16 protein-coding genes and 1 pseudogene are annotated in these 16,958 nt (G+C 64.1%); 10 read left to right on the top strand and 7 right to left on the bottom strand.

Going from position 1 to position 16,958, the window contains the following annotated elements; genetic code table 11:
• Positions 1–75: 75 nt before the first annotated feature.
• Entirely contained in the window at positions 76–735 is a 660-nt protein-coding gene (locus G0A00_RS08150) for an invasion associated locus B family protein (RefSeq protein WP_164179613.1), read from the bottom strand.
• A 428-nt stretch (positions 736–1,163) separates the two neighbouring features.
• Between G0A00_RS08150 and G0A00_RS08145 the strand changes: the two genes are divergently transcribed.
• On the top strand, positions 1,164–2,735 hold the full coding sequence (locus G0A00_RS08145) for a helicase HerA-like domain-containing protein (protein WP_164179611.1): 1,572 nt from the start codon (positions 1,164–1,166) through the stop codon (positions 2,733–2,735).
• An 18-nt stretch (positions 2,736–2,753) separates the two neighbouring features.
• Entirely contained in the window at positions 2,754–3,188 is a 435-nt protein-coding gene (locus G0A00_RS08140; protein WP_164179609.1) for a potassium channel family protein, read from the top strand.
• Positions 3,189–3,280: 92 nt separating this feature from the next.
• Here G0A00_RS08140 and G0A00_RS08135 read toward each other — a convergent pair whose 3' ends face one another.
• Both G0A00_RS08135 and G0A00_RS08130 read right to left on the bottom strand, forming a co-directional pair.
• A complete protein-coding gene (locus tag G0A00_RS08135; RefSeq protein ID WP_066099911.1) occupies positions 3,281–3,397 on the bottom strand; it encodes an entericidin EcnA/B family protein in 117 nt (38 codons plus the stop codon).
• A gap of 33 nt (positions 3,398–3,430) precedes the next feature.
• The gene (locus G0A00_RS08130) at positions 3,431–5,266 is read right to left on the bottom strand and encodes an extracellular solute-binding protein (protein ID WP_164179608.1); all 1,836 of its coding nucleotides are present in this window, start codon (positions 5,264–5,266) and stop codon (positions 3,431–3,433) included.
• A 526-nt stretch (positions 5,267–5,792) separates the two neighbouring features.
• Here G0A00_RS08130 and G0A00_RS08125 point away from each other — a divergent pair.
• The 3 genes from G0A00_RS08125 (at position 5,793) to G0A00_RS08115 (ending at position 9,350) form a co-directional block, all read left to right on the top strand.
• Entirely contained in the window at positions 5,793–6,566 is a 774-nt protein-coding gene (locus tag G0A00_RS08125) for a 3-hydroxybutyrate dehydrogenase (RefSeq protein ID WP_164179606.1), read from the top strand.
• 94 nt (positions 6,567–6,660) lie between these two features.
• Entirely contained in the window at positions 6,661–7,896 is a 1,236-nt protein-coding gene (locus G0A00_RS08120) for a putative DNA modification/repair radical SAM protein (protein WP_164179604.1), read from the top strand.
• On the top strand, positions 7,896–9,350 hold the full coding sequence (locus G0A00_RS08115) for a UdgX family uracil-DNA binding protein (RefSeq protein ID WP_164179602.1): 1,455 nt from the start codon (positions 7,896–7,898) through the stop codon (positions 9,348–9,350). Before G0A00_RS08120 ends, G0A00_RS08115 begins: the two co-directional genes overlap by 1 nt.
• A gap of 3 nt (positions 9,351–9,353) precedes the next feature.
• Here the strand turns inward: G0A00_RS08115 and G0A00_RS08110 are convergent, their stop codons facing one another.
• The 3 genes from G0A00_RS08110 to G0A00_RS08100 all read right to left on the bottom strand — a co-directional run bounded on the left by G0A00_RS08110 (position 9,354) and on the right by G0A00_RS08100 (position 11,937).
• Positions 9,354–10,049 carry a DUF502 domain-containing protein gene (locus G0A00_RS08110; protein WP_164179600.1) on the bottom strand — a complete coding sequence of 232 codons (696 nt, stop codon included), beginning with the start codon at positions 10,047–10,049 and terminating at the stop codon, positions 9,354–9,356.
• 80 nt (positions 10,050–10,129) lie between these two features.
• Entirely contained in the window at positions 10,130–11,047 is a 918-nt protein-coding gene (locus G0A00_RS08105) for a pseudouridine-5'-phosphate glycosidase (protein WP_164179598.1), read from the bottom strand.
• Positions 11,044–11,937 (bottom strand): PfkB family carbohydrate kinase, encoded by an 894-nt coding sequence (locus tag G0A00_RS08100; RefSeq protein ID WP_164179596.1) that lies wholly within the window; start codon positions 11,935–11,937, stop codon positions 11,044–11,046. The genes G0A00_RS08105 and G0A00_RS08100 overlap by 4 nt, the downstream gene beginning before the upstream one ends.
• A gap of 117 nt (positions 11,938–12,054) precedes the next feature.
• On the opposite strand from G0A00_RS08100, the gene G0A00_RS08095 reads away from it, so the two are divergent.
• Complete coding sequence (locus G0A00_RS08095) at positions 12,055–13,065, top strand: NADP-dependent oxidoreductase (protein ID WP_164179594.1); 1,011 nt, start codon at positions 12,055–12,057, stop codon at positions 13,063–13,065.
• Between the two features lie 74 nt (positions 13,066–13,139).
• On the opposite strand, the pseudogene G0A00_RS08090 reads toward G0A00_RS08095, so the two are convergent.
• Positions 13,140–14,139: pseudogene (locus G0A00_RS08090) on the bottom strand (IS30 family transposase).
• A 180-nt stretch (positions 14,140–14,319) separates the two neighbouring features.
• Between G0A00_RS08090 and G0A00_RS08085 the strand changes: the two are divergent.
• From G0A00_RS08085 to G0A00_RS08070, 4 genes are all read left to right on the top strand, one after another.
• Entirely contained in the window at positions 14,320–14,646 is a 327-nt protein-coding gene (locus G0A00_RS08085) for a hypothetical protein (RefSeq protein ID WP_164179592.1), read from the top strand.
• Positions 14,643–15,269 (top strand): DedA family protein, encoded by a 627-nt coding sequence (locus tag G0A00_RS08080; RefSeq protein WP_164179590.1) that lies wholly within the window; start codon positions 14,643–14,645, stop codon positions 15,267–15,269. The genes G0A00_RS08085 and G0A00_RS08080 overlap by 4 nt, the downstream gene beginning before the upstream one ends.
• A 64-nt stretch (positions 15,270–15,333) precedes the next feature.
• On the top strand, positions 15,334–15,768 hold the full coding sequence (gene aroQ / locus G0A00_RS08075; protein ID WP_164179588.1) for a type II 3-dehydroquinate dehydratase: 435 nt from the start codon (positions 15,334–15,336) through the stop codon (positions 15,766–15,768).
• Between the two features lie 7 nt (positions 15,769–15,775).
• Entirely contained in the window at positions 15,776–16,537 is a 762-nt protein-coding gene (locus tag G0A00_RS08070; protein ID WP_164179586.1) for a LuxR family transcriptional regulator, read from the top strand.
• The last annotated feature ends 421 nt before the right edge of the window (positions 16,538–16,958 follow it).

The raw sequence follows: 16,958 nt of genomic DNA, 5'->3' as shown, positions 1-16,958 counted from the left end.
GGGAAACGCCGAAATACAAAAAAGCCCCGACATCCTCGCGATGCCGGGGCTTTGTTTTCTGGGCCTTAGCCGCGCTTACTGGCGCAGCGCGCTGGTCTCTTCATAGCCAGCGGTGAAGCCCGACAGCGACATGTCCAGCTCGACCTTCTGATCCGGCGCGAGCGCAGGAACGATGGTGATCTTGGCGCTTGCGCCGCCCTTGAAGCGGTTCACGTCTTCTTCGGTGAAGCCAACGCGGGCGTAGCAGCCCACCGGGGTGCAGAACGAGAAATCATAGCGTTTCGCCTGACCGCCATCGACGGCGATGGTCATCTTCTGCGTCAGCAGCGTCTCGAGCGGCACGACAAACGTGCCGCCAGCCGCGACCTGGCCACCATTGGCGACGCGGAACAGGCTGACCTCTGCAACGTTATTGCCGTCTTTGTCCTGCAGGAGCTGGTACATCTGGCACGGATCTTCGGCCTCGCTGCCCTCGGGGGCGCGCAGACACTGAAGTTCCCACGAGCCATGGGTGGCTTTGACGTAGGTTTCGGGCTGTTTCTGGCCGCCTTCCGGTGCGGCTGCAGCGCCAGCGCCGGTGTCTTCGCCCAGCGACAGGCCGCCCGGCGCGACAGACCCTTCTGCCGCTGCAGCGGGCGCGTCTTCGGTCTCGGCGGTGTCCTGCGCATAGGCGGGCAGCGCGACGAGCGCAGCGGCCAGCGGCAGCACGCGCAGAATGTGAAGCGGTGTGGTCATGGTTTCCCCCTGAACGTTCATTCTTGCCTCACTGACCGCTTAGCATGCACGTCAGACGGTGTCAGTCGGGAATTCCTCGCGATCACGAGAGCGGCAAAAAAGCGCGAAACTAATTCAAAAAAAAGAGAAAAGGGACCGTGCGGTCCCCTTTCCCTTGCTCCCTGTCGGACCGGCCGACTTTGTCATTGACGGGACGCTACGAAACTCTTCGGCACCGGTCAACAGGCTTTGCAAGGTCAGGGCTACACTTTTGTGCAAAAGGCCGCGCCCGAAACACGGACGCGGCAAGTCAGACAGGGAGGAAGTTCGCCCGAGGCAGGAGAGGACATGTTGCCCCGGACGAATTTCATACTGGCACCAAAGAGTTAAGATTGTATGCTCGGGGGCGGGCCGGATTTGGCAGAGCAAAGCGACATCGGAGGCGGGTCATGGAAAGTGACGTTTTTGTAGGCGGTGGCGGCGAAGGCTACTCCGAAAAACAATACCTTGGCCTGAAGTACGGCAATCGCCACGGGCTCATCGCCGGGGCGACCGGCACCGGCAAGACCGTCACGCTGCAGATCCTCGCAGAAGGCTTTTCCGCAGCGGGCGTGCCGGTCTTCCTGTCGGACGTGAAGGGCGATCTTTCGGGGCTCGCGCTGGCCGGGTCGGAAAGCGCGCCGCTGCATGGACCGTTTACCGAGCGCAATGCCACCATCGGCTTTGACGAGTTCACCTATCAGGCGTTCCCTGCGGTCTTCTGGGATCTCTTCGGCACCAAGGGCCACCCGGTGCGCACCACCGTGGCCGAGATGGGTCCGCTGCTGCTGGCGCGGCTTTTGGAACTTACCGAGGCGCAGGAGGGCATTCTCAACATCGCCTTCCGCCTGTCGGACGAGCAGGGGTTGCCGCTGCTCGATCTCAAGGACCTGCAATCGCTGCTGGTCTGGGTCGGGCAGAACGCCAAGGACCTCAGCCTGCGGTATGGCAATATCTCCACCGCCTCGGTCGGGGCGATCCAGCGGCGTCTTCTGGTGCTCGAGAACCAAGGCGGCACCCGGCTGTTTGGCGAGCCGGCGCTGGATCTGGCGGATCTGATGCGCTGCGCCCCGGACGGGCGCGGGCATATCAACATCCTCGCCGCCGACGCGCTGATGGGCGCGCCCCGGCTCTACGCCACCTTCCTTTTGTGGCTGCTGTCGGAGCTCTTCGAGGAACTGCCCGAGGTGGGCGATCCCGACAAGCCCAAGCTGGTGTTTTTCTTTGACGAGGCGCATCTGCTGTTCGACGATGCGCCCAAGGCGCTGGTTGACAAGGTCGAGCAGGTGGCGCGGCTGATCCGCTCGAAAGGGGTCGGCGTCTATTTCGTCACCCAGAACCCCGATGACATCCCCGAAGACATCCTCGGCCAGCTTGGCAACCGCGTGCAGCACGCGCTGCGCGCCTTCACCGCGCGCGACAAGAAGGCGCTCAAGCAAGCCGCCGAAACCTACCGCCCGAACCCCGCCTTCGACACCGAAACCACCATTCGCGAGGTCGGCACCGGCGAGGCGGTCACCTCGTTTCTGCAAAAGAAGGGCGTGCCGGGCATCGTGCAACGCACGCTGGTGCGCCCGCCCAGCTCGCAGCTCGGCCCAATCACCGACGCCGAGCGCACGCAGCTGATGGACGCCTCGGCGCTCAAGGGCAAATACGACACGCCGGTGGATCGAAACTCGGCGCATGAGATGCTCAAGGCTCGCGCCGAGGCCGCGGCGCGCGAGGCGGAGGCCGCCGAGACCACCAGCACGGCGCAGCAAACGCTCGAGGCCGAGGTGCGCGATTATAACCGTGCGCGCCGCTACGATCCGACGCCGCGCGCCGGGGCTCGCTCCAGCAGCAGCAAGAGCCGCAGCACCCGCTACACCGCCCCCGACAGCATCGGTGAGGCGCTGGGGCAGGCAGTGCTGAAAGAGCTTTCGGGCACCACCGGCAAAAGGCTGGTGCGCGGCATTCTCGGCAGCCTGTTCAAGGCGCGCTGAGCGAGGAGGCGCCGCGTGATGGGGATGGGACTACAGATCCTTCTGGGCACCGGGCTGCTGTTTCTCTGCGCTCTGGTGCAGATCTGGCTGGTATCGCTGGTGGGTCCGCGGCTGATTCACCACGCCGCGCGGCCCGAGTTGCAGGCCAGCCGTTTGAAGCTGTTTGTGCTGATCTGCGCGGCCTTCGGCGCCATGGTACTGGCGCATACGATTCAGGTCTGGATCTGGGCTGCGAGCTTTCGCCGCCTCGGGGCCTTCGAGACGCTGAACGAGGCGTTCTATTTCGCCGTCGTCAGCTACACCACGCTGGGCTATGGCGACATCACGCTGGGCGAGGGGATGCGCATCTTCGGCAGCTTCGCGGCGATCACCGGGCTACTGACCTTCGGCGTCAGCACGGCGTTTTTGCTGGCGGTGCTGACCCGGCTGCGCCCGATGCTGGGCGAGCCGTGACGCGGGGGCCGGGTTTAGGGTACGCAGGATAGACCACGGGGGCTCTGCCCCCGTACCCCCGGGATATTTTTGCCAAGAGGAAGGGGCCGGGATCAGAACCAGCTGTCGACCGTGCGCGAGGCGCGCGAGACGTCCTGTCCAAAGCCATCGACGGTGCCGCAAGCGGCAAGCGGGGCGGCCAGAAGGGCGATGAGGATAAGGCGTTTCATACTGTCTGCTCGTTTCTCGTTGTCGTGTCGGTCTTATTGTTTGGTCGTCTCGTCTTCCCACCACCAGGCATTGGGCTGCCAGTCGATCCAATCGCCGTAGACCGGGGTGGGCTCGGCATATTTTAGCTCTTTGGCGTGGGCAATCCAGCTCTGGTTCCACTGGTAGGTGGGGATGACGTAGCGCCCCGCGGTGAGCACCCGGTCGAGCGCCCGCGTGGCAGCGAGGAAATCGTCGCGCGAGGTGGCGGTCAGAAGCTCTTCGATCATCGCATCGGCGGCGGGGCTCTTCATCCCCATGAGGTTGCGCGAGCCCTCCTGATCGGCGGCGGCACTGCCCCAGTAGAGGCGCTGCTCATTGCCCGGCGACAGCGACAGACCGCGGCGGAACCATGTGACGTCGAAATCGAAGGAGGCGGTGCGCGAATTATACTGGGCGGAATCCACCGTATCGACGCGCACCTCGATCCCCAAGCGTTGCAGCGCCTGCACATAGATGTCGATCATCGATCCCGCCTCGGTCTCGCCCTGCGGCAGCAGGATGTCGAAGCCGAAGGGCTGGCCGTCGGGGCCGGTCATCACGCCGTTCTGCACCGTGTAGCCAGCCTCTTCCAGAAGGCCCATCGCCTTGCGCAGACCGGCGCGGTTGCGCGCCGAGCCATCGCCCTGAGGCAGGCTGTAGCCCTCGAGCGCCCCCGGCGGCAGGCTGTCCGCGAAAGGTGCGAGCAATTCCTTCACCCGGCCACCGGCGGGACCATGCTTCATCGCCAGTTCGGAGTTTGAGAAATAGGAGGTGATGCGCGGCTGGCGGCCACCGGTCAGCGTCTCGTTGATGTACTCGAAGTTGAACAGCTGGATCATCGCCTCGCGCACCCGCCAGTCGGCAAAGGCCGGTTGGCGCGTGTTCATCACAAAGCCGGTCATCCCCGAGGGGCGCCCGTGCGGGATCACCGATTTGACCACCTCGCCGCTTTCGATCGCCGGGAAACCATACTGGCTTTCCCATTTCTCCGAGTTGAACTCGCGGTTGGAGTTGAGCAGCCCGGCCTTGAACGCCTCGAACATCGCGGTGCCATCGCCGAAGAACTCCATGCGCACCTCGTCGAGGTTGGCCTGACCCTTCATGAAGGGCACATCCTTGCCCCAGTAATCAGGATTGCGCTTGAGCGAGACGTAGCGGCCCGCCTCGAAATCGTCGATGACATAAGGCGCGGTGGTGATCGGGATCACGTCGAGGCCGGACTCGGCGAAATCCTTGCCCTCCCATTGCGCCTTTTTGAGGATCGGACGCATGCCGACGATCAGCGCCAGCTCGCGATCGGGGGTGTTGAAGGTAAAGCGCAGGCTGCGCTCGCCGGTCTTTTCGATGCTCTCGATCCGGTTGTACGTGCCCTGATAGCGCGGATGGCCGACGGTGCCGAGCGTGTCGAAGCTCCAGATCACGTCCTCGACCGTCACCGGCGTGCCGTCCGAGAACTTGGCCTCGGGGCGCAGGGTGAACTCGACCCAGTCGCGCTCGGGCGAGGTGTCGACCGTTTCGCAGATCAGACAATAGAGTGTGAAGGGCTCGTCCCAGCTGCGGCCCATGAGGGATTCATAGGCCAGAAACCGCAGCTGCCACGGCACGGAACCCTTTAGGATATGCGGGTTGAGACTGTCGAAACTGCCCACTTCGCCGGTGACGATGCGACCGCCCTTGGGGGCATCGGGATTGACGTAGGGAAGGTGGTCGAAATCGGCGGGAAGGGCGGGCGCGCCATACATGGCGATGCCGTGCATGGGCTCTGCCGCAGCGCCGAATCCGGCGCAGATCGCCAGCGCGGTCAATGTGCTGTTTCCCAGCGAGGGGAATTTGAAAAAATTCGCGGTCATCTTGGAAACCGTCCTGCTCTGCCCTTGTTTTCTTGGCTTCAGAGCCTACCGGGGCTTTTACGTCTTTTCAAACTTTTAGGTTGGACTCCGGCGGCAAAGCGCGTATAAAGAAGTCACTGCTCGATAGGTTTCTTGCCTGTATGAAACCTGCCTCAATGACTGAACGCCGGCTTCGTGCCGGCGTTTTTTTTATGTCTCGCAACACTTTTCCGAAGAGGCGCGGCCCGTTTTCGCCGCCCAGAAGGACGAGTCGAAGAGGGGCTGCGACGCGCGCCTTCTGCCTGCAAATGCGGCAGCGCGGCATGACGGGCAGCGATCCCGGAGCCATACAGGCCAAGGCCCCGCTTGCCTAGGGGGGCATTCATCCACAGGGCCTACTTATCCGTGATGACGTTGCGATCCCGGGCTTGCAGCTTCCGCTTGGATAGCAGAGCAATGGGGCGGACAGGGAACCGGGAGGATGGGTTGTCCCTTGGTCCCAGTGAGGCGTGCAATTTTGGCGCCGCAGCAATCGAGGAGTTTTCGCATGTCTCTCAAGGGCAAAACAGCCATCGTCACCGGGTCGAACTCGGGCATCGGCCTCGGCGTCGCGCGCGAATTGGCGCAGGCCGGCGCGTCGGTGGTGCTCAATTCCTTCACCGACCGTGACGAGGATCATCAGCTCGCCGCCGACATGTCCAAAGAGTTCGGCGTGCCGGTGCGCTACATCAAGGCCGATATGTCCAAGGGCGACGAATGCCGCGCGCTGATCGAACAGGCGGGCGCCTGCGACATCCTGGTCAACAACGCCGGCATTCAGCATGTGGCGCCGATCGACGAGTTCCCGATCGAGAAATGGGACGCGATCATCGCCATCAACCTCACCTCGGTGTTCCACACCACCGCCGCGGCGCTGCCGATGATGCGCAAGGCGGGCTGGGGCCGGGTGGTGAACATCGCCTCGGCGCATGGGCTCACCGCCTCGCCGTTCAAATCGGCCTATGTCTCGGCCAAGCACGGCATCGTCGGCATGACCAAGACCGTGGCGCTGGAAACCGCGAAAGAGCCGATCACCTGCAACGCCATCTGCCCGGGCTATGTGAAGACCCCGCTGGTTGAGGCACAGATCCCCGACACCGCGGCCAAGTACAACATGTCCGAGGAAGAGGTGATCGAGAAGGTGATCCTCGAGCGTCAGCCCTCGAAAGAATTCGCCACCACCGCGCAGATCGGCGGCACGGCGGTCTTCCTGTGCTCGGACGCAGCCGAGCAGATCACCGGCACGACGATCTCTGTCGACGGCGGCTGGACCGCACTCTGATCCGGCACGGCTTCGGGGACACTTCGGCGTGAGCCGCGGTGTCCCCGCAACTTCCCCCGTTGATCGGGCGTTCATGTGAACATATCATGAACACATGGCAAGAATGACCCTCGATCAGAAGCTCGCGATTCTTTCCGACGCGGCAAAATACGATGCCTCCTGCGCCTCCAGCGGGGGGCAAAAGCGCAATTCGCGCGATGGTAAGGGCCTCGGCTCGACCACCGGCTCTGGCATCTGCCACGCCTATACGCCCGACGGGCGCTGCATCAGCCTGCTGAAGATCCTGATGACGAACTTCTGCATCTATGACTGCGCCTATTGCGTGAACCGCGTCAGTTCCAACGTCACCCGGGCCCGGTTCTCGCCCGAGGAGGTGGTGACGCTGACGCTGGAGTTCTACCGGCGCAATTACATCGAGGGGCTGTTCCTCTCGTCCGGCATCATCCGCAGCCCCGATGAGACCATGTCCGACATGGTGCGCATCGCGCGGATGCTGCGGCTCGATCATCACTTCCGCGGCTACATCCACCTCAAGACCATCCCCGATGCCGCGCCCGAACTGATCGAGGAAGCGGGGCTTTATGCCGACCGTTTGTCGATCAATGTGGAACTGCCGACCGACCGCGCGGTGAAGGATTACGCTCCGGAAAAGGATCCCGCGCAGATCCGTCGCGCCATGGCCGACGTGCGGCTGAAGCGCGAGGCCCGCAAAGAGCGCAGCTTTACCGGCAAGCGTCCGCCGCGCTTTGCGCCCGCGGGGCAGTCGACGCAGATGATCGTTGGCGCCGATGGGGCGGATGACACCACCATTCTGCGCAGCTCGACCCGGCTTTACTCCAGCTACGGGCTCAAGCGCGTCTATTACTCGGCCTTCTCGCCGATCCCCGACAGTTCCGCCGCGCTGCCGCTGATCAAGCCGCCGCTGATGCGCGAGCATCGGCTTTATCAGGCGGACTGGCTGCTGCGCTTTTATGGCTTCGACGTCGACGAGATCGCCGCCTCCAGCAAGGGCGGGCTTCTCGATCTAGAGATCGACCCAAAGCTCGCCTGGGCGCTGGCCAACCGCCATCTGTTTCCGGTCGATGTGAACCGCGCCGAGCGCGAGATGCTGCTGCGGGTGCCGGGACTGGGCACCAAGAGCGTCGGGCGCATCCTTGCCACACGGCGCCACCGCACGCTGCGCTATGACGATCTGCGGCGGATGGGGGCGAACCTCAAACAGGCCAAACCCTTCATCACGCTGCTCGACTGGCGACCGCGCGCGCTGAGCGATGCCGCCGACCTGCGGGCCCGTTTCGCGCCGCCGCCCGAGCAGTTGCAGCTGATCTGATGCACAGCGTCAGCCTGCCAGAGATCGGCACATTCGAGGCGTGGCGCGACGAGGCGCGCGCGCTGCTCGGCGCGTCGGTGCCGCCCGGAGAGGTGCTGTGGCAGCGCGGGCAGGGTGCCGCTGACCTCTTTTCCAATGGCCCCGGCGCCGAAGCTCCGCCACCTGCCGCCAGCGCGCCGCTCTCTGTGCCGCTCTCTGTGCCGCGCGGCTTTGTCGATCTTGCGCGGCTGGCGATCTGCCACAGCGATCCCGAGCGGTTCGCCCGGCTCTATGCGCTGCTGTGGGCGCTGCGCTCGGACAAGCGCCTGCTGAGCGACCGCGCCGATCCGCGCATCGACCGGCTCGAACGGATGGCCAAAGAGGTCCGCCGCGACCGCCACAAGATGACCGCCTTCGTCCGTTTCCGCGAGATCGGCACACCCGGCGCCAACCGCCGCAGCTTTGCCGCGTGGTTCGAGCCGACGCACCATATTGTCGAGCTGACCGCGCCCTTCTTCGTCAGCCGTTTCGGCGACATGGACTGGTGTATTCTCACGCCCGATATCTCGGCGCATTTCGAGGGCGGCGATCTGCGCTTCGCCGCCGGGGCCGCGCGCCCCGATCTGCCCGAGGATGCCACAGAAGACCTCTGGCGCACCTATTTCCGCAATATCTTCAATCCCGCGCGGCTGAAGCCCAAGGCGATGCAGGCGGAGATGCCAAAGAAATACTGGCACAATATGCCCGAAACCCAGTTGATCCCCGAACTGCTGGCCAGCGCGCAGGCGCGGGCGCAGGAGATGGCCGAGGCCGCACCGACGCTGGCCCCGGCGCGTGCCGGGAAGATCACCGCACGGCTGCGCGCGGAGCCGGAAACAGCGCCCGAGATGCCCGGCGATCTGGCGCAGGCGCTACAGGGCTGCCGCCGCTGCCCGCTCTGGCAGGACGCCACGCAGCCGGTACCGGGCGAGGGGCCGAAGGATGCGGCGCTGATGGTGGTGGGCGAGCAGCCCGGAGATCGCGAAGACCTCGAAGGGCGACCCTTTGTTGGCCCGGCAGGGCAGCTATTCGACAAGGCGGCGGCGCGGGCCGGGCTCGACCGGGCGCAGGCTTATCTGACCAACGCGGTGAAGCATTTCAAATTCACCCCGCGTGGCAAGCGCCGGATCCATCAGGCGCCGAACCGGGGCGAGGTGATGCATTGCCGCTGGTGGCTCGACATCGAGCGCGCGCAGGTGAAGCCGAAGCTGATCCTCGCCATGGGCGCCACAGCCGCCGAGAGCCTCACCGGAAGTCGCGCGGGGCTGATGGCGCGGCGGGGACAGGTGGAGCATACCGAAGACGGAACGCCGGTGCTGATCACCCTGCATCCATCCTACCTGCTGCGTCTGCCCGAGGCGGACAGACCGGCAGCCGAGGCCCTGTTCGAGCAGGACCTGCGGCTGGCGGCGGAGATGGTCGCCGAGTTGCGCTGAGCCTCAGCTCGCGCGGCGCACCGGCTCGACCTTGGGTTTGCCGCCGGGTTTATCGGGCGGATAGACGAGCCCGGCGGAGATCACCAGTTTCGCGGCGTCTTCGAGGCTCATGTCCAGTTCCACCACATCCTCGACCGGGAAGTAGAGCAAGAAGCCCGAGGTGGGGTTCGGCGTGGTCGGGACGAAGACCGACACAAGCTCTCCGGTGACGTCGGATTTCTCCAGCACCTCACCCTTGGCCTGCGTCGAGATGAAGCCGATCGCCCAGATGCCCTTGCGCGGGTATTGCACAAGGCAGGCCTTCTCAAAGCTGCGCTCGGTTTGGGCAAACACCGTTTCGGCGATCTGCTTGATGCCGGAATAGATCGAGCGGACCACCGGGGTCCGGTCCACCAGCGTTTCGGCAAAGCGGATCATCGAGCGACCGATGAGGCCCTTGGCGACCCAGCCCACCACGATGGTGAAGACAAGGAAGAAGATCACCCCGACGCCGCGCAGGTTGATCCCGATGTATTCCTCGGGATTGAACCGCTGCGGCACCAGCGGCAGCACAAAGCCATCGACCCAGCCAAACAGGGTCCAGATCAGCCAGACCGTCAGGCCGACCGGCGCGATCACCACCAGCCCGGTGAGGAAGCTGGCCCGGAGGCTCGCAAAGATGCCGGGACGGCGCGGCTTTTCGTCGAAGGGGGTGTTCATTCGTGGTCCGGAAAAAGAAGTTACCGCACCAACCTAGGCACTCGCGCGCCGCTTCACAATGGGCGCGCGAGCCTGTGATGTCAGCTTCGGGGCAGGGCGCTCAGTTCCGAAGCGATCGCAGCGCCCAGCTTGGCGTTGTTGAGAACCAGCTCGATGTTGCTCTCCAGCGAGCGGCCCTCGGTCAGCTCGAAGATGCGCTGCAGCAGATAGGGCGTCACAGCTTTGCCGTGGATGCCGTGCGTTGTGGCATCTTCCATGGCGCGCTGGATGATCGGCATCATGGTGTCGCGCGGGATTTCCGCCGCGGGCGGGATCGGATTGGCGATAAGCTGGCCACCCGGAAGCCCCAAGGCCGCGCGCATCCGCATCGCCTCGGCGATCTGCTTGGGGGTATCGAGCCGCAGCGGCGCCGCCAGACCAGCCTCCCGCGACCAGAAGGCGGGCAGTTGGTCCTGACCAAAGGCGATCACCGGAACACCAAGAGTTTCAAGCACTTCCAGCGTCTTTGAAAGATCGAGGATCGCCTTTGCGCCGGCCGCGATCACGGTCACCGGGGTCTGCGCCAGTTCCTGCAGGTCGGCCGAGATGTCAAAGCTCTGCTCAGCGCCGCGATGCACGCCGCCGATGCCGCCGGTGGCAAAAACCTCGATCCCGGCGAGCCGCGCCGCGATCATCGTCGCCGCAACAGTGGTAGCCCCGGTGCCGCCGCGCGCCATGCAAACCGCCATATCGGCGCGCGAGAGCTTCGCCGCGTGCTTGGTCTGCGCCAGCTTCTCAAGCTGCGCATCGTCGAGCCCGACGCAGAGCTTGCCGTCGAGCACGGCGATGGTCGCAGGGGTTGCACCGCCGTCGCGGATGGTCTGCTCTACCTTGCGCGCCATCTCGAGGTTCTGCGGCCAGGGCATACCGTGGGTGATGATGGTGGATTCCAGCGCCACCACGGGCGCGCCGTTTTCCAGCGCGTCGGCAACGGGGGTGGACAGATGCACGAGGCTCATGAAGCGATATCTCCGGATACGTAGGTTGCGGCGGCCTCCAGCGCTTCATGCAGCGCGGTGGCACGGTCAGCGCCGCGCAGTTCGGCGGCGATATGCGCCGCCATGAAAGTGTCGCCCGCGCCGGTGACACGGGTCACCAGCACCTCGGGCGGACATTCGGACACGACACCCTCGGCGGTGGCATCGGCGGCGGGCTTGCCGCCATCGGTGACCAGCGCGCGCGCCGCACCGCGCTCGATCAGCGCCGCCGCCGCGGTCTTGGCATCGTCAAAGCTCTGCATGCACAGAAGGCCGGCTTCTTCGAGGTTCACATAAAGCACGCCGCGTCCCGCACGCAGGAAGGGCGTCAGACGCTCGGCCTTGCCGGGGCTCGCCGGGGCGATGCGCAGATCGGCGGCGCGGAAGGCGGGCAGGCGGACGATTTCCTCCAGCAGCGCCTCGGTGAGATTGCCGTCGAGCGCCACCGGCCCGCTCCAAGGCGCATCGGTCTGGCCAAGCGGACCGTCGATCAGCGGCGCAAGGATACGCGCACCGGCCTGTTCCAGCGAATGCGCGTCGGCAATCGCCGCGATCAGCCCGTTCGCACCTTCAACCGCCATGTAAATGTCGGTCGGCAAGTCTTCGGAACGATACAGAAATTCCGTGATACACCCAAGCCGCTCACAGGCATCGACAAGCTCGTGCCCATTGGGGTCCTGACCGACCGCGCTGAGCAGTCCGGGCTTCAGACCAAAGCGCGTCAGGGTCATCGCGATGTTCATCGCGACGCCGCCGGGCAGGCGGGTGATACGCCCGGGCACGTCCGAGCCCTGACGCATATGGCTGGCGGATCGGCCAATCACATCCCACAGGACGGAGCCGATGCAAAGGATATCGGGGGCGCTGTTCATTCTGTCCTTGTGACCGAGCGTGCGCGCCGGGGCAAGAGCATTGATGCGCGGGTGCGCGGCTGCTAGCGCTTCGGCGGAAACACGCGTGAAAGCGTTGGATTTGGGAGGAATAGAGCCATGATGAACCGCCGATGGGTGCTTGATCACTATCCGCAGGGCGCGGCGACCGAGGATGTCTGGCGGCTCGAAGACGCGCCAATCCCAGAGCTTGAGCCAGGCCAAATTCTTGTGAAAACCCAGTGGCTTTCACTTGATCCTTACATGCGCGGGCGGATCGCTCCGGGGGCCAATTACACTGCCGGTGTCGCGCCCGGCGGTCTGATGCAGGGCGGCGGTGTCGGTGAGGTGATCGCTTCGGCGCATCCGGGCTGGAATGTCGGCGACATGGCCGAGAGCATGGGGTTTGGCTGGCAGACCCATGCGGTGCTGAGCCCGGATCTGCCGGGCGCTCAGGCCACGAACCGGGTGCCCGAGGGGGTTCCGGCGCAGGCGGCGCTGTCGTGGCTCGGCATGCCGGGGCTGACCGCCTATGTCGGGCTCACCGAGATCGGGCGGCCGGTGCCGGGTGAAACCGTGGTCGTCTCGGCAGCCTCGGGCGCTGTGGGACAGTTGGTCGGCCAGATCGCAAAGCTGATGGGTGCGCGTGTCGTGGCGATCGCAGGCAGCGAGGAAAAACTGAACTATTGCCGTGAGTTGGGCTTCGACGTTGCGATCTCGCACCGCGACCCAAAGCTCGCCGAGGCGCTGGCAGACGCGTGCCCGGAGGGCGTCGATGTTTTCTGGGACAACACCGGCGGCACCATCCATGACATCGTGCTGGCGCAACTGGCGACGCGGGCGCGCGTGGTGATCTGCGGTCGCATCGCGGTGGTCGACAAGCCCGCGAGCGAGGACATCGGCCTCAGGGCCAGCGCGCGGCTGATCGTGACGCGCGCGCGGGTCGAGGGCTTGGTGGTCTTCGACTGGTGGCACAAGCGCGATGAGGCGTTTCGGCATCTGCGCAAATGGCAGGCTGCGGGGCATATCCGCTACCGTGAGGACGTTCTGGAGGGGTTCGAGCGCATGCCCGAAGCATTCCTGCGCATGATGAGCGGCGCCAATCTGGGGAAGCAACTGGTGCGCGTCTGAGCAAAATCCGAGGTGGGGATACCAAAATTCCCACCTCGATTTTGTGAACTCAAGGGGCGTTGCGACAGGGTCCGCTATCTCAGTTTCACCATTTCTTCTCTGAAGGCTTCCGTTGGCGTGCGCCATCCGAGGCACTTCCGCGGTGTCGCATTCAGTCTCTCGCTGATCGCCTTCATCTGGGGCCTCGAAAGCGATGCGAGAGACGTATCGCGGGGCAGGACGCGGCGGGCCCCCTCCGTTCAGGTTTTCCACCGAGCCTTTCTGCCAGGGTGCCTGTGGGTCGCAGAACCAGGCGGTTGTCCCGATGCCGGCCTCGAGCTTTCGCCAGTCGCGAAACTCGAACCCACGGTCGAAGGTGATCGACTTGCGTGCCGCCTGGGGCAGTGGCGTCATCACGTTCATCAAGCTGTTCATGAAGTGCGTGGAGCTGCGATCGTTGTTGCGGAACAGGACCGCGAAGCGGGTCTTTCTCTCGACCAGCGTTGCGACGTTCATCGAGCCTTGCGCGCGCTCGAAGATCATCAGATCGCCTTCCCATTCTCCGAATTTTTCCCGCGTCTTAACGTATTCTGGGCGCTGATGGATCGACCGTTCAGGCGGAAAGACCTGGCTGCGGGACCGCCGCGCATACCGGGGCCTGCGTTTCTTGCGCCGGCTGGGCAGGTGTCGCGCCAACTCTTCGGCACGACCCTCTGGGCCATAGATATGGGCGTAGATGGTCTCGTGGCTGACGGTCACGGGCAAACCTTCGAAGCGCATCCGGCCGGCGATCTGCTCCGGCGACCAGCCAGCCTTGAGACGGTCGATAACGGCTTCGCGCAAATCCACAAGCCGGATCAGCTTGCGCCTCCGGGCCCGACGGTCGGAGGCTTTGCGCTGCGCGACCATGCCGTAGTAGCCATCGAGGTAAGCGACCTCGTCAGTGTCTGCGGCAAAGGCATTGCGCTTGATCTCGCGGTAGACCGTCGAACGATGCCGACCGATCTCTGCGGCAATCGTGTTGACCGGCAGCTTTGCGTTCAGCAGGTCTTCGATCCTGCGCCGCTCACGCAGGTCCAACTCTTTGTGCGCCATTGTCCGTTCTCCTTGCTTTCCAGCAAGATAGGGGATTTGTCGCAAGCCAGCTTAGAATGTGCCTTTCCCACTACAGTAATTCTCATAATTAGTATTATGTATCTAAAGTGCAGATGCGTGGCGCTGAGAAAGACCATATAGCCCTTTGACGCGGCGCGAAAATCTCCGCATTCTGCCAGTATGCGCCGAAATCCTGCACGTCCCATCCTCATCGCGATTATCGCCCTTGCCCTTGCCGCAGCGGTCGTTGTTGGCGTCCGTACCGTGCGCCACGCGCTCTATTGGGCCGATCCGGCGCATCGCAATGTCACGCCCGAGGGCTGGATGACGCTTGGCTATCTCGAGCGTTCGCATCAGTTGCCGCACCACAGCCTCGGCCCGGCGCTTGGGCTCTCGCCGCAGCCTGGCGAGCCGCTGAGCCTTGAGGAGATCGCCGCGACGCGCAACGAGCCACTGGCGCAGCTTCTCGCCGAGGTCGGCGCCGTGATCGAGGCCGAGAAGCGATGAGCGATGTCACGGGCAGCCTCAGCGATACGATCCTCGCGCTGCTGCCCGAGCTGGGTCTGCCGGTGCTTGGCGGAACCATCATGCTGGCCTCTCTCGGACTGCCGATGGCGCCGGGCTCGCTGATGGTTCTGGTTGCGGGCACGCTGGCCGCCGCTGGTGAGCTGCCCATTGTCGCCACCGCGCTCACCGCGCTCTGCGCGGCTTTGCTTGGCGATCAGCTGGGATACTGGCTTGGGCGTCTGCTGGGCACGCGGCTGCTTGGCGGTCGGCTGGCCGCACGCCAAGGGCCGACGCTGGAGCGCGCGCTGGCGCTGTTGTCCGAGCGCGGCGCCATGGCGGTGTTTCTGACGCGCTGGCTGATCGCGCCGCTCGGTCCGGCGATGAACCTTGTGGCTGGTGCTGGCGGCTTGCCATGGCTGCGCTTCGCGCTCGCCGATCTCGCCGGAGAACTGGTCTGGGTCAGCGCCTATATGGGTCTCGGCGCGGCCTTCGCACCGTTCATCCCGCAGATCGCCCAGCTGTCGAGCGATGTCACCACGCTGCTCGCCGCGCTCGCCGTCGCGCTGGCCGCCGGACTGCTGCTGCGCCGCCACCGGCACCACCGGCACGACAGACCCCGCTAGCGGGATTTCTGGACAAGCCGATCACGCGCGCGCTATCTGGGCGGGAATTACCGGAGACTTGCCCATGCACTCGCTGCTCATTCTGAACGGCCCGAACCTCAATCTGCTTGGCCAGCGCCAGCCCGAAGTCTATGGCCGCACCACGCTGGCCGACGTCGAGGCCATGTGCCGGGCCCATGCCGAAAAGATCGGCGTCACCGTGGATTTCGCACAGAGCAACCACGAAGGCGCGCTGATCGACGCGATCCATGCGGCGCGCGGCACCAAAGATGGTATCATTCTCAACGCCGGCGCTTACACGCATACTTCGGTCGCTCTGATGGATGCGATCAGCTCGGCAGAAGTCCCGACGATCGAATTGCACCTGTCGAATGTTCATGCCCGCGAAAGCTTTCGCCACACCAGCTATATCGCCAAGGTCGCGCTTGGCGTGATCTGCGGCTTCGGCGCGCGCGGCTACACGCTGGCCATGGATGCGCTGGTGTCCCACTTGGAGTGACACGCTCATGACCCCGGATGATCGGGCCCATCTTCTGGCACTCACCAATGCCTCCAGCATCGAGACCGCATGGTCCATGCATGTGGCGAAAATGGCCGGATATGGGTTCGATCGTCTGCTCTACGGGTTCACCCGCTATCGCACGCCGACCTCGCTGGGCGATCCCAATGATTTCCTTGTTCTGACCAACCATCGGCCCGATTACACGCGCGAGTTCATCGGAAACGGGCTCTATCGTCATTCTCCCATGGTCCGCTGGGCGCTGGAGAACGAAGGCCCGCGCTCTTGGAGCCGGACAGCCGCGGCGCTCGAGCGTGGCGAGCTGTCGGAAGATGCGCGGCGGGTTGTGGCGTTCAACGCGTCCAAACAGGTCACCGCGGGCTACACCATCGGTTTCAAATCGCTCTCGCATCGCGCCAAGGGTGCCATCGCGCTGACCGCGCGGCCCGGCATGACGCAGGAGGACGTCGAGCGGATCTGGTCTGCCCATGGCGAGACCATTTTGCTGTGCAACAATGTTCTGCACCTGCGCGTGCTCACCCTGCCCTACATCCCGCCTGATCAGACTTTGACGCCGCGCCAGCGCGAGGCGCTGGAATGGGTCGGCGACGGAAAGACCACGCAGGACATTGCACAAATTATGGGTCTTACGCAGGCCACCGTGGAAAAGCATTTGCGTCGCGCCAGAGACACACTCAATGTGGAAACCAGCGCGCAAGCTGTCGCAAAGGCGACATTTCTAAACCAAATGTTCATTTTGGATATATAAGCTTATCTGAATTAACAGAGTGTCAGATTCGAATCGGACACAGAAACAATGCCTCCACAGCATGCAGTTCGTACTGCACTTTTTGAGTTTACTTATAGAGAGTTTTCAAAATCCGGAAACTAAGATCGGAAAAGCCCCAGAATATGCTCTAAAACGCCCTGGGCCCCATCACCCCTCTTTTACTTAGCGTCAGTCCGTTGCACACTCACTCATGTTCCGTGAGTGGTGGCTTTGGCCATAGGAACCCGAGACTGTCACTCCCCGCAATTTCGGGGCTCTGCCAGCCTCCCGGTTTATACCGGAGCCAGATCGGTCCCTCGCAATTTCCGCTTGGGCTCGGCTTGGCACGCCTGTCTTGGCACTCCGGCCTCATCCCCAAATGTATTGGGGTGCCGAGAAACACAGGTTGCGGAGTCGCTCC

Source organism: Salipiger sp. PrR002 (assembly GCF_010500775.1).
In the GTDB taxonomy this organism is placed as follows: Bacteria; Pseudomonadota; Alphaproteobacteria; order Rhodobacterales; family Rhodobacteraceae; genus Salipiger.
This window is presented reverse-complemented; position numbering and strand designations above follow the sequence as displayed.

Bases quoted from the DNA above. Each gene is read 5' to 3' on its own strand.
- aroQ (WP_164179588.1), top strand. From the start codon at position 15,334: ATGCACTCGCTGCTCATTCTGAACGGCCCGAACCTCAATCTGCTTGGC.
- G0A00_RS08125 (WP_164179606.1), top strand. From the start codon at position 5,793: ATGTCTCTCAAGGGCAAAACAGCCATCGTCACCGGGTCGAACTCGGGC.
- G0A00_RS08130 (WP_164179608.1), bottom strand. From the start codon at position 5,266: ATGACCGCGAATTTTTTCAAATTCCCCTCGCTGGGAAACAGCACATTG.
- G0A00_RS08145 (WP_164179611.1), top strand. From the start codon at position 1,164: ATGGAAAGTGACGTTTTTGTAGGCGGTGGCGGCGAAGGCTACTCCGAA.
- G0A00_RS08070 (WP_164179586.1), top strand. From the start codon at position 15,776: ATGACCCCGGATGATCGGGCCCATCTTCTGGCACTCACCAATGCCTCC.
- G0A00_RS08120 (WP_164179604.1), top strand. From the start codon at position 6,661: ATGGCAAGAATGACCCTCGATCAGAAGCTCGCGATTCTTTCCGACGCG.
- G0A00_RS08140 (WP_164179609.1), top strand. From the start codon at position 2,754: ATGGGGATGGGACTACAGATCCTTCTGGGCACCGGGCTGCTGTTTCTC.
- G0A00_RS08085 (WP_164179592.1), top strand. From the start codon at position 14,320: ATGCGCCGAAATCCTGCACGTCCCATCCTCATCGCGATTATCGCCCTT.
- G0A00_RS08080 (WP_164179590.1), top strand. From the start codon at position 14,643: ATGAGCGATGTCACGGGCAGCCTCAGCGATACGATCCTCGCGCTGCTG.
- G0A00_RS08110 (WP_164179600.1), bottom strand. From the start codon at position 10,049: ATGAACACCCCCTTCGACGAAAAGCCGCGCCGTCCCGGCATCTTTGCG.
- G0A00_RS08115 (WP_164179602.1), top strand. From the start codon at position 7,896: ATGCACAGCGTCAGCCTGCCAGAGATCGGCACATTCGAGGCGTGGCGC.
- G0A00_RS08100 (WP_164179596.1), bottom strand. From the start codon at position 11,937: ATGAACAGCGCCCCCGATATCCTTTGCATCGGCTCCGTCCTGTGGGAT.
- G0A00_RS08095 (WP_164179594.1), top strand. From the start codon at position 12,055: ATGATGAACCGCCGATGGGTGCTTGATCACTATCCGCAGGGCGCGGCG.
- G0A00_RS08105 (WP_164179598.1), bottom strand. From the start codon at position 11,047: ATGAGCCTCGTGCATCTGTCCACCCCCGTTGCCGACGCGCTGGAAAAC.
- G0A00_RS08135 (WP_066099911.1), bottom strand. From the start codon at position 3,397: ATGAAACGCCTTATCCTCATCGCCCTTCTGGCCGCCCCGCTTGCCGCT.
- G0A00_RS08150 (WP_164179613.1), bottom strand. From the start codon at position 735: ATGACCACACCGCTTCACATTCTGCGCGTGCTGCCGCTGGCCGCTGCG.